At 67.1% G+C, this 14618-nt stretch carries 13 protein-coding genes and 1 tRNA gene; 10 read left to right on the forward strand and 4 right to left on the reverse strand.

What is annotated here, in order from left to right; translation table 11 throughout:
- Positions 1 to 208 precede the first annotated feature (208 nt).
- The 5 genes from BN3906_RS04685 to BN3906_RS04705 all read left to right on the forward strand — a co-directional run bounded on the left by BN3906_RS04685 (position 209) and on the right by BN3906_RS04705 (position 4483).
- Positions 209 to 784 (forward strand): acyl-CoA thioesterase, encoded by a 576-nt coding sequence (locus tag BN3906_RS04685; RefSeq protein WP_066584774.1) that lies wholly within the window; start codon positions 209 to 211, stop codon positions 782 to 784.
- Between the two features lie 111 nt (positions 785 to 895).
- Positions 896 to 969, forward strand: a tRNA-Pro gene (locus tag BN3906_RS04690).
- 291 nt (positions 970 to 1260) lie between these two features.
- Entirely contained in the window at positions 1261 to 2640 is a 1380-nt protein-coding gene (gene tig / locus BN3906_RS04695) for a trigger factor (RefSeq protein ID WP_066584776.1), read from the forward strand.
- A 487-nt stretch (positions 2641 to 3127) separates the two neighbouring features.
- On the forward strand, positions 3128 to 3739 hold the full coding sequence (locus tag BN3906_RS04700; RefSeq protein WP_174217168.1) for an ATP-dependent Clp protease proteolytic subunit: 612 nt from the start codon (positions 3128 to 3130) through the stop codon (positions 3737 to 3739).
- A gap of 6 nt (positions 3740 to 3745) precedes the next feature.
- A complete protein-coding gene (locus tag BN3906_RS04705) occupies positions 3746 to 4483 on the forward strand; it encodes an ATP-dependent Clp protease proteolytic subunit (protein WP_261796840.1) in 738 nt (245 codons plus the stop codon).
- A 32-nt stretch (positions 4484 to 4515) separates the two neighbouring features.
- Here BN3906_RS04705 and purU read toward each other — a convergent pair whose 3' ends face one another.
- Complete coding sequence (gene purU / locus BN3906_RS04710) at positions 4516 to 5400, reverse strand: formyltetrahydrofolate deformylase (RefSeq protein ID WP_066584788.1); 885 nt, start codon at positions 5398 to 5400, stop codon at positions 4516 to 4518.
- Between the two features lie 91 nt (positions 5401 to 5491).
- On the reverse strand, positions 5492 to 6310 hold the full coding sequence (locus BN3906_RS04715) for an alpha/beta fold hydrolase (RefSeq protein WP_066584790.1): 819 nt from the start codon (positions 6308 to 6310) through the stop codon (positions 5492 to 5494).
- A 163-nt stretch (positions 6311 to 6473) separates the two neighbouring features.
- Here BN3906_RS04715 and clpX point away from each other — a divergent pair, with 163 nt between their 5' ends.
- Entirely contained in the window at positions 6474 to 7751 is a 1278-nt protein-coding gene (gene clpX / locus BN3906_RS04720; protein ID WP_066586092.1) for an ATP-dependent Clp protease ATP-binding subunit ClpX, read from the forward strand.
- A 35-nt stretch (positions 7752 to 7786) separates the two neighbouring features.
- On the opposite strand, the gene BN3906_RS04725 is transcribed toward clpX, so the two are convergent.
- Positions 7787 to 8836 (reverse strand): TetR/AcrR family transcriptional regulator, encoded by a 1050-nt coding sequence (locus BN3906_RS04725; RefSeq protein WP_066584793.1) that lies wholly within the window; start codon positions 8834 to 8836, stop codon positions 7787 to 7789.
- A 385-nt stretch (positions 8837 to 9221) separates the two neighbouring features.
- On the opposite strand from BN3906_RS04725, the gene BN3906_RS04730 reads away from it, so the two are divergent.
- Positions 9222 to 10241 (forward strand): malate dehydrogenase, encoded by a 1020-nt coding sequence (locus BN3906_RS04730; RefSeq protein ID WP_066586095.1) that lies wholly within the window; start codon positions 9222 to 9224, stop codon positions 10239 to 10241.
- Between the two features lie 35 nt (positions 10242 to 10276).
- Here the strand turns inward: BN3906_RS04730 and BN3906_RS04735 are convergent, their stop codons facing one another.
- The gene (locus BN3906_RS04735) at positions 10277 to 12202 is read right to left on the reverse strand and encodes a solute carrier family 23 protein (protein WP_066584794.1); all 1926 of its coding nucleotides are present in this window, start codon (positions 12200 to 12202) and stop codon (positions 10277 to 10279) included.
- Positions 12203 to 12431: 229 nt separating this feature from the next.
- On the opposite strand from BN3906_RS04735, the gene BN3906_RS14400 reads away from it, so the two are divergent.
- From BN3906_RS14400 to BN3906_RS04750, 3 genes are all read left to right on the forward strand, one after another.
- On the forward strand, positions 12432 to 12731 hold the full coding sequence (locus BN3906_RS14400; RefSeq protein WP_130841745.1) for a hypothetical protein: 300 nt from the start codon (positions 12432 to 12434) through the stop codon (positions 12729 to 12731).
- 14 nt (positions 12732 to 12745) lie between these two features.
- Positions 12746 to 14083 (forward strand): tripartite tricarboxylate transporter permease, encoded by a 1338-nt coding sequence (locus BN3906_RS04745; protein WP_222705261.1) that lies wholly within the window; start codon positions 12746 to 12748, stop codon positions 14081 to 14083.
- 10 nt (positions 14084 to 14093) lie between these two features.
- On the forward strand, positions 14094 to 14618 hold a 525-nt coding region (locus BN3906_RS04750), incomplete at its 3' end, for a mevalonate kinase family protein (protein WP_367294244.1).

Here is a 14618-nt window from a genome sequence, read left to right on the forward strand (position 1 = left end):
GAGCGCGGGTCACGGTGCAGGTCAGAGCGCGGGTCACGGTGCAGTGCGCCGGTCGGGAGGGACCGCCGGAACAGGGGTGTCGGCGGGAGGACGAGACAGGTGTACCGACCCGAGATGCACGGAAGATGCCCTGCTGCCGGACGTTGCGTGACATCTCCGTGAACAGGAACCCCACGGCTGGCCGGGGCGGCCGGTATATTCCCTCCCCGTGAACCTCTACCTCCGCCTGATCCTCACCTGGATCCGTGGCCGCGTCCTTCCCCGGCTCGGTCCGTGGGACACCCACGTCAGACCCATGAGGGTTCTGCCCAATGATCTCGACCTGCTGGGCCACATGAACAACGGCCGGTATCCCACCGTGCTCGACCTCGGACGCATCGAGCAGATGTACCGGACCCGGATCGGACGCGAGATGAAGCAGCGGGGGGCCTACTTCGTTGTCGCGGCCCTGACGGTGAGTTTCCGTCGTTCCCTCATGCCGTGGCAGCGCTACGACATTCGGACCCGCTTCCTCGGTGCCACGGCGTCCGGCACCTATGTGGAGCAGACTTTCGTCGGTGTCCCGGCGTCAGACGCCGGGAACAGTACCGGGGAGAAGGTCGGGGAGAAGATCTACGCTCACGCCGTTGTCCGGCTGCGGGCGTTGAAGAAGGACGGTGGAGTCCTGGAGGACAGGGAACTCGCCGAGATCTTCGGGCCGGCGCCTGAGGGTGTGGAGGTTCCCGGGTGGGTCGTGGAGTGGAGCCGTGCCTCCCGTGAGGCGGCGAGGAACCTGCGACCGTGAACAGGCGGTAACGGCACCCCGCCGTTGCCCGCCTCCGAGGAGACCCCGTAACATCACCGGCGGTGAGTACCGGTCTGAGGTGTGTCCGAGGTGTCCGGTGCCACAGTGACCCGGGATATGGCGCAGCTTGGTAGCGCACTCGCTTTGGGAGCGAGGGGTCGTGGGTTCAAATCCCGCTATCCCGACGGACGCCGTCACGATGGTCGCCGCGTGTACGGCTCACACTGCGCGAGACCGTCCCTGACCCTTCGCCGGGCGGGGCCGGAACTCGGGCGGTGACCGACCCCGGCGACCGTCGTCCACGGCCGCACGATAAAATCGGTCGCGACCGATTCCGGTGGCCGCCAACATCCCGGCCACCTCCGACGCCGTACACCTGGTGCAGCCCGGAGGAGGGACGCCGGGACGCCACCGCGTTCCGACGGCCCGCCGGCCGACGAACAACACCAGACAAGAACACACAGGAGTGTGCACCCGTGAAGAGCTCCGTTGAATCGCTGAGCGCCACCCGAGTCAAGCTCACCGTCGAGGTTCCCTTCGACGAACTGAAGCCTGAGTTCGACAACGCGTTCAAGAATCTTGCGCAGCAGGTCTCCCTGCCCGGCTTCCGTAAGGGCAAGGTCCCGGCGAAGATCCTGGAGGCCCGCCTGGGCCGCCCGGCGATCCTCAATGAGGTGCTCAACGACATGCTGCCCAGCCGCTACGGTGAGGCGGTCCAGGAGCACGACCTGAAGGTCCTGGGCCAGCCTGACATCGACATCGCTGAGCTGGAGGACGGCGACCACGTCACCTTCACCGCCGAGGTGGACGTGCGCCCCGAGATCGACGTCCCCGACTTCGCCGACATCTCGGTGGAGATTGACGCCGTCGAGGCCGACGAGGAGGCTGTCGACCATGAGCTCGACCATCTGCGCGCCCGTTTCGGCACGCTGAAGCCTGTCGACCGTCCCGTCGCCGACGGTGACTTCATCTCCGTCGACATGTCCGCGACGATCGACGGTGAGCCGGTGGAGGACGCCGCTACCGAGGGCCTGTCCTACGAGGTCGGCTCCGGTTCGCTGGTCGAGGGCCTCGACGAGGCTGTCACCGGCCTGTCCGAGGGTGAGTCGAAGGAGTTCACCTCCAAGCTTCTCACCGGCGAGCACGCCGACGAGGACGCCCTGGTCACCGTGACCGTCAAGTCTGTCAAGGAGCGTGAGCTCCCTGAGCTCGACGACGACTTCGCCCAGCTCGCCTCCGAGTTCGACACCGTCGACGAGCTGCGGGAGTCCGTCAAGGGCCAGGTCGAGGAGCAGCTCAAGGGTCGCCAGGCCACGGACATCCGTGACAAGGTGCTTGCCGCCGCACTGGAGAAGACCGAGGTTCCGCTGCCGGAGTCCGTGGTCCAGGAGCAGGTGGACGGCCAGATGCAGCAGCTGCTGTCCCAGTTCGGCGGTGACGAGAAGGTCTTCGACCAGATGCTCGCCGCCCAGGACCTGACCCGTGAGAAGTTCGAGGAGGACGCCCGGGAGGCGGCCGAGGACTCGGTGCGGACCCAGCTCTTCCTCGACTCGCTGGCCGACATCGAGAAGCCGGAGGTCTCCCAGCAGGAGCTCACCGACCACATCCTGTTCACCGCGCAGCGCTACGGCATGGACCCGAACCAGTTCGTCATGCAGCTGCAGCAGTCGGGTCAGATCGCGAACCTCTTCGCCGACGTCCGTCGTGGAAAGGCCCTGGCGCTGAACATCTGCAAGGTCACCGTCACCGACTCCAACGGTGGCCAGGTGGACCCGAAGGAGTTCTTCGGTGACGAGACCGGTGAGGACTCCGCAGAGGAGACCGGGGCGGAGACCAGCCCGACTGCGGCTGAGTAGTCTCCTGCGGCAGGTCCGGCGGGCCGTACCGGGCGGACCTCGCCGCGGAGCCGGAGGCCGGACGGTGCCGGATCTGCAACCCCGACTTTCCGGAGGTCACGCAACTGTGGCCGCGGTGGTTCAAGCAGTGACGGGATCACGCCGGACGGTGGGGACATCGCCTGTCCGGTGACAGACCACAGGTGGATGACGGGCGAGGTCGACGGTTCAGGGGGGACTGGTCGCGGTGGCGGCGGGGGTGGTGTATTACCCAAAGGTTGACGCCGTCCGCGTTCTGTCGGCCCTGAAGGCCGTGCACGGGATCCGTGTCAGCTTCTGACCCGCGTGCGCTGTCAGCGAACAGGGTGGTGGGCCCGGGCAACCGTCGCACGCGTTGACTACTCTGGAGCGCAGTTACTCCACAGAATCACACCCCGGTGATCCGGGGGCGGGCGAGGCCCGTTCCCGGGGACCGTGGCCACAACTTGAGCGAGGAGCCTAAGTGAGCATGAACGAAATGTCGACGGGACAGGCGCTGCGTACCGCGCAGATGGCCGCCTCGGCGGGGATGAACCTCAATGACTCGGTTTTCGAGCGACTGCTGCGCGAGCGCATCATTTTCCTGGGCACACAGGTCGACGATGACATCGCCAACAAGTTGTGCGCGCAGATCCTGCTGCTCAGCGCCGAAGACCCCACCCGGGACATCTCGCTGTACATCAACTCTCCGGGTGGTTCTGTCACCGCAGGGATGGCCATCTTCGACACGATGCAGTACGCCCCGTGCGACGTGGCCACCTACGGTATGGGACTCGCCGCCTCGATGGGGCAGTTCCTGCTCTCCGCCGGGGCGAAGGGTAAGCGTTACGCCCTCCCTCACGCGCGGATCATGATGCACCAGCCCTCGGCGGGTGTCGGAGGTACCGCGGCGGACATCGCCATCCAGGCGGAGCAGTTCGCCCAGACGAAGCGGGAGATGGCTGAGCTGATCGCCGAGCACACCGGCCAGCCTCTCGAGCAGATCCAGAAGGACTCCGACCGTGACCGCTGGTTCACCGCCAGCCAGGCACTCGAGTACGGCTTCGTCGACCACGTGATCACGTCGGCGAAGGAGAAGTAGGAACAGATGGGAAACGAGAACATGACAGGTTTCACCCACGCCAGCGAGCTGTCGGCGGCGTCCGTGCTTCGTGAGGGGGCCCACGGTGTGGCCCGTGAGGGGATCCGTGGCGAGGTCTCCGGGGCACAGCTCCCGCAGTCCCGTTACATCCTCCCCTCCTTCGTCGAGCACTCTTCCTGGGGTGCGAAGGAGTCGAACCCCTACAACAAGCTGTTCGAGGAGCGGATCATCTTCCTGGGGACCCAGGTCGACGACGCCTCCGCGAACGACATCATGGCGCAGCTGCTGGTCCTTGAGGGTCTCGACCCCGACCGCGACATCACCATGTACATCAACTCCCCGGGCGGTTCCTTCACCTCCCTCATGGCGATCTACGACACGATGCAGTACGTCCGCCCGGACATCGTGACCGTGTGCCTCGGGCAGGCGGCGTCAGCTGCAGCTGTTCTCCTCGCCGCCGGCACCCCCGGCAAGCGCGCGGCACTGCCGAACTCCCGTGTGCTGATCCACCAGCCGGCCACGCAGGGTACCCAGGGCCAGGTCTCCGACCTGGAGATCCAGGCCAGGGAGATTGAGCGGATGCGGCGCCTCATGGAGGAGACGTTGGCCCGCCACACCGGTCAGACGGCGGAGCAGATCCGCATCGACACGGACCGCGACAAGTTCCTCACCGCCGAGGACGCCAAGGCCTACGGCATCATCGACCAGGTCTTCGAGTACCGGAAGCTGTCCGCCCAGAAGTAGGGGGTCCGCTCGACCGGCCGTACTGCGGCCGGTCAGAACACGATCGTGTGGTTTCCGTTGCGGATCACACGGTCCTGGGCGTGCCAGGTCACCGCCCGTGAGAGTACGGAGCGTTCGACCTCCGCTCCGCGCTGGCGGAGATCTGCCACGGAATCGGCGTGGGTGACCCGCACCGTGTCCTGCTCGATGATCGGGCCCTCATCCAGTTCACCGGTGACGTAGTGCGCTGTCGCGCCGATGAGCTTCACACCACGCTCCCACGCCCTGCGGTAGGGCTCTGCGCCGATGAACGCGGGCAGGAACGAGTGGTGGATGTTGATCACCGGGACGGCCAGCCTGTCCAGGAAGTCGTCCGAGATGATCTGCATGTAGCGGGCGAGGACCACGAAGTCGACGTTGCCTTTCAGCAGCCGCAGTATCTCCGCCTCGGACCTGCTCTTGTCCGGGCCCTTCTGGGAGGGAACGTGGAAGAAGGGGACGCCGAAAGAGCGCACGTCGTCTGCGGTGGTGGTGTGGTTGGAGATGACCATGGAGATGGTCACCGGCAGTTCCCCGCGCCGGTGCCTCCACAGCAGGTCGAGCAGGCAGTGGTCCTCCTTCGACGCGAGTACCGCCATCCGCTTGGGCTGCGAGCGGTCGTTGATCGACCAGGACATGCCGTAGGGGGCGAGGGTTTCGGCGAGGTCGGCCTGGATGTCCTCCATCGCTCCGCCGAGGTTGTCGCGGTGGAAGACGATGCGCTGGAAGAAGTCTCCGCCGTGGGGGTCGGTGGAGTACTGGTCGAGTGCGGTGATGTTGCCCTGGTTCCGGGTGATCACCGCGGAGACGTGGGAGACGATGCCCGGTTGGTCCGGGCCGTGCACGATGAGGCATGCCTGGTCGACGAGGGCGGGGATGGTCAGACCGGACGCGGTCACTGGGTCTCCTTTGCAGGGCGTGTCTGGGATCGGAGATTCAGCGTACTGTCCTGTGGCCGCACCACCGTGACCGGGTCAGGTGAGGGGTCTCTCAGGCGCCGGCCCAGAAGTCACGGAGTACGTCGGCGACCTGACCGGGCAGTTCCACGGGCAGCAGGTGCGCGGCGGGCAGCTCCACGTGGCGGACCGGGTTCCCCACTGCGGCGTTCATCTGCTCCAGTACCGAGGGCGGGCAGGTTCTGTCCCACGTGGCGGCGAGGGTGAGTGTCGGTGCCGTGATGTCGCCGAGCAGGTCCCGCCCGTCGAAGGTGGACAGGGCGTCGCAGCAGGCCGCGTAACCCGAGGGGGTGGTCCTGCTGATCATCTCCTCGACGGACAGCGCGGTGCCGGGCCGGGTCCGGCGGAATTCCCCGGTGAGCCAGCGCTGCACCGTGGTTTCGGCGAGTTCTCTGAGAGTGTCGGTACCCCGGGCGCGCACGGCCGTGGCCCGGGTCGTCCAGTCGGAGGGCTCCCCGAACACCGGTGCGGTGCACATCAGTGTCAGGGTGGTGACCCGGTCACTGTGGCGGGCGGCGAGGTACTGTGCCACGGCGCCTCCGATGGACAGTCCGACGATGTCGGCGTGGTCGATGCCGAGCCCGTCGAGGGTGGTGAGCACGTCACCGGCGAGGTCACTGACGGTGGTGGGGGAGCTGTCACGGTGGCCGGCGGATCTCGGTGGCACCGGTGGCATCGGTGAGGCGCCGTGCCCCCGCAGTTCCAGGGCGGTGAGGCGGGGGAGGTCGGCGTCCCCGGTTCCGCTGAGGGCGTCCTGTAGTGGCGCCCACATGTCTGCGGAGGACCCCAGGGCACCGAGGAGCACGGCGACGCGGTGGCCGGATCCGGTGGTGCGGGAATGCAGCATGGTCATGGTGTCCAGCCTACGGATATGACGGCAGGGGTGCGGGTACAATGGGCCGGAGCTGGCGGGCCGGTGGCCCGGCGGCGTCGACGAGTCAGATCTCACGGGTACGAAGAGATCGAAGAAGAGATCACAGAAGAGATCACAGGAGTGGCCCAACCCCATGGCGACGATGCAGGAAAGCGGAGAGCTGCTCAAGTGCTCCTTCTGCGGTAAGAGCCAGAAGCAGGTCCGGAAGCTCATTGCGGGCCCCGGTGTGTACATCTGCGACGAGTGCATCGAACTGTGCAACGAGATCATCGACGAGGAGCTCGCCGCCGGCGGTCCGGGGGATGTCGAGACCTCCGATCTCCCGCACCCCGCGGAGATCACCCGGTTCCTCGACGAGTACGTCATCGGGCAGGACGCGGCCAAACGCACGCTCGCCGTCGCGGTGTACAACCACTACAAGCGCATCCGGGCGGAGTCAGCGGACGCCGGTGCCCGGCGCAGTGACGACGAGGTCGAACTGTCGAAGTCGAACATTCTCATGCTCGGCCCGACAGGGTCCGGGAAGACCTACCTGGCCCAGTCACTGGCCAGGATGCTGGACGTTCCCTTCGCCATCGCGGACGCCACCAGCCTCACCGAGGCCGGCTACGTCGGTGAAGATGTGGAGAACATTCTCCTGAAGCTGCTTCAGTCGGCGGACTTCGATGTCGCCAAGGCGCAGCAGGGCATCATCTACATCGATGAGGTGGACAAGATTTCCCGGAAGTCGGAGAATCCGTCGATCACGCGGGACGTCTCCGGTGAGGGCGTGCAGCAGGCTCTGCTGAAGATCCTGGAGGGCACGGTCGCCGCGGTGCCGCCGCAGGGTGGTCGCAAGCACCCCAACCAGGAGTTCATCCAGTTCGACACGAAGAATGTCCTGTTCATCGTGTCCGGTGCCTTCTCCGGTCTGGAGAAGGTCATCGCTGACCGTCGTGGTCGCAAGGGTGTCGGTTTCGGGTCGGAGATCCGGGGCAAGGCGGAGGAGGAGAAGGATCCGTTCAGGTTCGTCGAACCGGAGGATCTGGTGAGGTTCGGTCTGATCCCCGAGCTCATCGGCCGTCTCCCCGTCGTCACCCATGTCGGCCATCTGGACGAGGACGCCCTGGTCCGTATCCTCACTGAACCGAAGAACTCCCTGGTACGCCAGTACCAGAGGTTGTTCGAGATGGACGGGGTCCGTCTCACCTTCGAGGACGACGCCCTGCGCGCCGTGGCGGCTAAGGCCCTGGAACGGGAGACAGGGGCACGTGGTCTCCGCTCGATCGTGGAGGATGTCCTCCTGCCGGTGATGTTCTCCATCCCGGACGACAAGGACACCGGTGAGGTGATCATCACCGGTGAGAGCGTGCGGGAGGGGGCTGAGCCCCGGCTGCTCACCCATGAGCAGGTGGCCGAGCGGGAGCGTCGGTCGGCCTGATCCGGACGGGGCGGGTGTGCCGGGTGACTGTGGTGTCAGTCCTCGTAGAGTGACCCGAGGCCGTCGTCGGCGGTGTTCTCGTCGTCGTCCCGGTAGTCGAGGTAGTCGAGGAAACCCGGCTCAGTGCCGACGGCCACCCCGCTCCAGGGGGCGACGGTGGTGGGGTTGCCGGTGACGGGGGTGTCGGCGTCCCCGGCGGTGTCTCCGCTCCGGACGGGGCCGAGGTCACCGTCAAATTCTCCGGTGTGGTCTCCAACGGAACCACCGGGGCCGGGGCGGCCGGCGGAACTGTCACCGTCCCCGGCGGAGTAGAGGGACGCCGAGACAGATGAGGGGGCTGAGGTCGTCGGGGAGGCGTGCGTGTAGGAACTGCCCTGCGACGTCGGCATGGAGGTCGTGAGGAAGGCGAGCACCGCGTCACAGGCGAGCTGTTCCAGCCCTTCGACGGTCGGACCGTAGTCGACGTCGGTGGCGTAGTGGGCGTGGAATGTCGCCCCCTGTGCCGCCGGGAACGTGCACAGTGAGGTGATGAGCACGAAGACGTCTTCCGCGGAGATGCCGGGGCGGAATGCCCCGAAGTCCTGGCCGCGCATGAGGACCCGGTCGATCTGGAGGACCACGGGGGAGGCTTCGAGGATCTCCGGACGGCCTGTGACGTGGGCGTGGCCCTGGATGTTCTCGGTGAGGATCAGACGCACGGCGTCCGGGTGGGCACGGTGGCGCCGGTAGGCGGTGCGCACCAGCACCCGTACGGCCTCGGCCGGCGTGAAGTCCTCCACGTCCATGTCCGAGGGCCGTGGCCACAGCAGGCGGAAGGAGTACCGCAGGGCCTCGTCGTAGAGGACCTCCACGTCGGAGAGCAGGGGGTGGTCGACCGGTACGCCGGCGCCGACGGCGATGTCGCTGACGTTGGCGTCCAGACCTGAGCGGACCAGTTCGGGCAGGGCGGTGTCGAGGATGAGCCGGTATTCGTCGATGGAGCAGCCGTAGCGGCGGAAAGTCTCGGGAAGGACCTCGAGCCGGGCTGCGACGTGGTTCCAGTCGGTCTCGTGGCTGGTGACCGGAGTCACGTGGTGCGACGTCATGCCTGCCTGTCCTTCCGGGGGTGAGAGCGGTGCCGGCGATCGGGGGTGACGGGTGCAGTGGGTTTCACCCCCCGACAGTTGACCCCGCGGTGCTTTCTGATGGAACCCAGACTAGTAGGTCTGTTCCGGTCCCCGTTCACACCCGCACCCGTGTCCACCCGACAGGGGGTGAAACGCGAGCTCACCTACACTGGATCGGGAAAGTTCCGGCCGGGCCGGACACGTCACCGGACATGCCTGTCGGCGACCTGTGCGTGCCACCGGACCGGAACCCGTCCAGGGAGTGCAGGATGTGGCGTCAGTCGGGAACCGTCTGTCGGAAAAACAGTCCGACTGCGCCGCGCACCTGTGCCGCCCGTTGAAGCTCAGCGAAGGAGTCACCGTCATGACCCCGAACGACATTCCCGCCGTCGAACCGGCACCCGTCACCGTCGCAGTCACCGGAGCTGCCGGCCAGATATCCTACTCACTGCTGTTCCGGCTGGCCGCCGGTGAAGTCTACGGCCCGCACACCCGGGTCAACCTCAGGCTGCTCGAGATTCCCGCGGCCACGGACGCCGCCAGGGGGGTGGCCATGGAACTGGAGGACTCCGCCTTCCCCCTCCTGGGGGAGGTGACCGTGACCGCCGACGCGGAGACCGCCTTCGACGGGGTGGACGCCGCGTTCCTCATCGGGGCGAAACCCCGGGGGAAGGGGGCGCAGCGCTCCGACCTGCTGGCCGAAAACGGGGCGATCTTCGGCCCACAGGGCAGGGCCCTGGCGGCGGGAGCGAAAGAGGGGTTGCGCGTCCTCGTCGTCGGTAACCCCGCGAACACGAACGCCGCCATCGCCGCGGCCGCCGGGGCCCTGCAGCCCCACCAGATCACCGCCATGACCCGACTCGACCACAACCGTGCCCTGGCGCAGGTGGCCGCGAAGACCGGCGTTCCGGTCGGTGGTCTGCGCAGGATGACGGTGTGGGGCAACCACTCCTCCACCCAGTTCCCGGACATCACCGAGCTGGTGGACGCCGACGGGAGAGGCCTGGCGGAGGCTCTCGGTGGCGCCGACGGGCAGTGGAGCACGGAGGAGTTCATCCCGAAGGTCGCTGACCGGGGTGCGGAGATCATCAGTGTGCGCGGATCGTCCTCGGCGGCGTCCGCGGCGAGTGCGGCGGTGGACCACATGAGGGACTGGGTGTTCGGTACCCCGGTCGACGACTGGGTGTCCGTCGCCCTGCCCTCCGACGGCTCCTACGGTGTCCCGGAAGGCCTGGTCTGCAGTTTCCCCTGCCGGAGTGTCGACGGTCGCTGGCAGATCGTGCAGGGGCTGGAACTCTCGCCGGCCCAGCGGTCCCGTCTGGACGCCTCGGTCGCGGAGATCGCCGAGGAATGGGACACCGTCAGACGCCTCGGGCTGGTCTGAGCCAGGCAGGGAGCCATCGGTGCCGGTCGGTCAGGTCAGTCGAGATGCTCGAACTTCGACTCCCACGCAGCGGCCACAGGATTGGCGTCGGCGATGAGGTTGTTGAACCGGTCGTTGGAGATCTCCACCACCTCGCTTAGCAGCTGGACACGCTCCTGCGCCGGAGAATTTCCGAGCCGACGCAGCCCCTCCCTGACAATCTGCTCCCGGGAGTCCATCCGGCCCAGGCAGGCGACGAAGGGCATTCCGAACCGTGCGGAGTAGCGGTCGCACAGCTCACGGAGCTGACGCTGCTCCACATCGTCGAAGCTGCCCAGCGCCAGGGAACCTGCGAAACCGGACTCCCGCTCCCCGGAATCCGGGTCGAGGAGCAGGTCCGCCGTCGAAGGATAGGCGCGGATCAGGGCGTCCTGCTGCTCCCGGGGTGCGGTGAGGACGGCGTTCTGGATCGCCTCACGCAGCTCGGGGACGGAGCCGAACGGCGCTGCGGCGTGGGCGCGTTCCAACGGCCAGGTGGCGTCGTTGAACAGGGAGGAGAACGTGGTCACGAACGTGCCCGTGTCCATGGCGTTGACATCGTCGAGGGTGAGCATCCGGCCCGCCCGGTCGCGGGTGACGTCCGGGGAAGTGCGGCGTCCCACATGGAAGAAGAGCAGGTTGAGGATGATCGCGGAGACAGACCCCGTGGTCACACCCGAGGCGAAGAACACCCGCGCCCAGTCGGGGAAGACCTCCGCGATCCCCGGGCGGAACGTCACCAGCATGCCCAGGCCCACCGAGACCGTGAGAATTGTCGCGTTACGGGTGTCGGTCAGGTCGACCTTGGCGAGAGTCTGGATGCCGACCAGTGCGACATTGGCGAACAGGACCATGCTCGCCGCTCCGAGTACCGGGGAGGGGATCGCCGCGACAACGGCCCCGGCCTTGGGTACCAGGCCGATGACGATCATGAGGACGCCCGCAGCCGCCACCACCCACCGTGACCGCACCCGGGTCATGCGCACCAGGCCGACGTTCTGGGCGAAACAGGTGTAGGGGAAGGAGTTCAGTACACCACCGAGCGTGGTGGACAGACCATCCGCGCGCAGGGCCCGGGAGATGTCCTCCTTCGTGGTGCGACGTCCGACGATCTCCCCGGCGGCGAAGACGTCCCCGGTGGACTCCACCATCGTCACGAGCATGACGATGATCATCGACACCGCACCGGTGAACACGAACTCCGGCGTACCGAAGTAGAACGGGGTGGTGAATCCGATCCACGGTGAGGATCCGAGGTCATTGAAACCGGCGTCCCCGGCCATGAACGCCACCGCGGTGCCCGCCACCAGGCCGGCGAGCACGGCGAGAGTTCCGAGGAACCCCCGGAAGAACCGTTGGACGACGATAATGACCGCCAGCGTGAGCCCGGCGTAGGCGAGGTCCTTCGTCGCAGGCACGCCCTCGGCGTGGTTGGTGAAGTCGTTCGCGGCGACGGACAACAGTGTGATACCCATCGTCGTCAGGACGGTTCCGATGACCACCGGGGGGAAGAACCTGATGAACTTCGCGAAGTAGGGGGCCGCGAGGAAGGTGAAGACACCGGCGACAATCACCGAGCCGTAGATCGCCGGCAGTGTGGCCGTACCGCCGCGGTCGTCCACCGCCAGTCCGATGGCGACGATCGGGGCGACCGCGGTGGTCGTGACACCCTGGATGACCGGCAGACGGACACCGACGCGCCAGAAGCCCACCGACTGGATCAGGGTGGCGATACCGCAGGTGAACAGATCGGCGTTGATCAGGTGGATGGTGGTTTCGGCGTCCAGGTTCAGCTGCCCGGCGATGAGGAGGGGGACAACCACGGCCCCCGCGTAGAACGCGAGGAGATGCTGGACACTGAGGACCGCCAGTTTTCCGGCGGGCGGGACCTGGTCGACAGGGTGCACCGGGGTCGTGCCCCGGGGTCTGGTGGACGTGCTCATGCGGACACTTTCAGGGTGGGGCCGGCCGGGGCCGGACGGGCGGCGGTGGTCCGGCCGGCGGCACGTCCTGTGCGGGGTCTCCGCGGCGGACGGTGACCGGACCTGGGTACCGCAACAGCGTAGTCCCGGTGCAGGACGGTCAGGCACGGAGGACCCGGGGATGCCGCGGCCGGCCGGCAGGTCAGGTGCCCGATTCGGTGTCACGGCCGGGCGTACTAGAATCTGCGGGATGTCCGAAACAGAGATTCCGGCGGAGGTGACGGCGTCGGGGACCCCGACGGCGGACCCGGAGGCCCGGTACGTCGAGGTGTGGAACGACCTTGTGTCACCCCGTGACCTGACCTGGTCGATCGTCATCTGTGCCGCCACCACAGCGCTGGCACTGGGCATCGCCACGGTGCTGCATGTGCAGGAGTTCTTCTGGGGGCTCGGGGGAGCGGTACTGGGGTTCGTCGTCAGCGCCGTGGTCTTCACCCCGAAGCGTGAGGTGCGGATCACAGGGCAGGCCGGAACAGGGCAGGCCGCCTGATGGATCCCGCCCTCATGCTGCAGATGCTCCTCGCCGCGGTCGCGGCGGTCCTGCTCTACACCTTCATCGGGTTCATCCCCGGCACCGACGAGACCAGTGTCCTCGTACCGGTGTCACTGGCGCTCGCCCTCGCCGGGGTGGACCCCATGGTGCTGCTCACCTTCTTCATCGCCGCGATCGTCACACTGAACCTCGCCAACGCGATACCCACGGCACTGGTGGGACTGCCGGGTGGCGTCCTGTCCGCCCCGATGATGGAGCATTCGCTCTACCTCCGGCAACAGGGACGCTCAGCCGAGACCATCCGCAAGATGGCGGCGGGCAGTGCCGTCGGTACCGTCATCGCCGTCCCCGTGAGTTTCGCCATCGCCTCGGCGATCGCACCCTTCGCCGACACACTGCGGCAGCACGGCAGTCTCCTCTTCGTCGGTGGTGCGGTCGTGCTCGCACTGCTGGGCCGGAACCGGCTGCTCAACCTCCTGGCGATCATCCCGATGTCCCTGCTGTTCCAGGGTCTGCTCTCGCTGTACCGGGACAGTGGCGTCATCCCGGAGGACGGCAACATCTCCGTCTCCTTCTTCCTCGGCATCACCATCGGACCCTTGCTCGTCTCGGTTCTCGGGATGCTCAACAGGACCGTCAGGGACGCCATGCCCCGCAGGCGCGCGGTGAAGGTCGATCTCGCCACCAGTGGAACCGACCACTCTGCGCTCAATCCGACGAAGATCCTCACCACCGACGAGACTGTCCGTACCGGATTCTGGTCCCTTGTCACCACCCCCCTGTTCTTCCTCAGTCCGGTGGGCCTGACCTTCCTGCTCGGCGAGCTCGCCGCGGGCAGGAAAGGGGACCGCACCACACGGGCGGACCGGGCGATGGCGGCCATGAGCGGTATCGCGCACGCCAGCTATCTCTCGGGTACGATCATTCCGCTGCTGGCGGTCGGCATCCCGTTGTCCCCGGTGGCGATCGGACCGGCACAGGCACTCTTCAACGCTCCGCCGGCATATGACCTGGACAGTAACCTGCACCACACTCTGAGTGCGGCCTCGTTCATGGTCGCGGTTGTTGTCGGAGCGGTCCTGGCACTGGTGCTCACGTACTTCATCGCCGTGCGGTACTCGTACCGGATCACCTACCTTGTGATGAGGTACATCGCGCACGAAGCGGTGTTGGGCCTGTTCATAGCGTTTATTCTCCTGCTCGCCTACCTGGACGCCGGAGTGGCGAATATCTTCGGAGTTCTACTTGTGGGTGTCGCCTGTGGCACCCTGAACAAGCTGGGCGTCGGCTACGGCGTGCAGTTCATGACGTTGTACGCTTCGCCCTGGATAGTCCAGAACCTGCTGTAGAAAGGCTTCCGTGGAACCTCATGTCGGAGTCGGCCAGACTGTGGCCAAGATCATCCTGTTCGGGGAGCACTCCGTGGTGTACGGGCATCCCGCCATCGCCATGCCGCTGCCGACACTGCGGATGACGGCCCGGGCCGTGCCCACGGACGGGCCGAGCACACTGACCGGGCTGGGATGGTCAGGCCCGCTGGCGCAGGCACCCGCCCGGTTCGCCAGCATCGCCAGAGCGGCTTCGGTCGCGGCGTCCTTCGCCGGCCACCCGGACGCCGGTCTCAACATCTCCACCGACGCCGAGTTCCCGCCCGAGAGGGGCCTCGGTTCCTCCGCCGCGGCCGCCGGGGCGGTCATCCGCGCCGTCCTCGACGCCTTCGACACCCCCGCCACCCGGGAGGAGATCTTCTCCCTCACCCAGGAGGCCGAGACAGTCGCCCACGGCCGCCCCTCGGGTCTTGACGCGGTGGCGACCTCGGCGGACGCCCCGGTGCACTTCCAGGCGGGCGTCGTCACCGCCCTCGACGTGGTCCCGGACGCCTGG

Source organism: Corynebacterium provencense (assembly GCA_900049755.1).
GTDB classification, from domain to species: Bacteria; Actinomycetota; Actinomycetes; order Mycobacteriales; family Mycobacteriaceae; genus Corynebacterium; species Corynebacterium neomassiliense.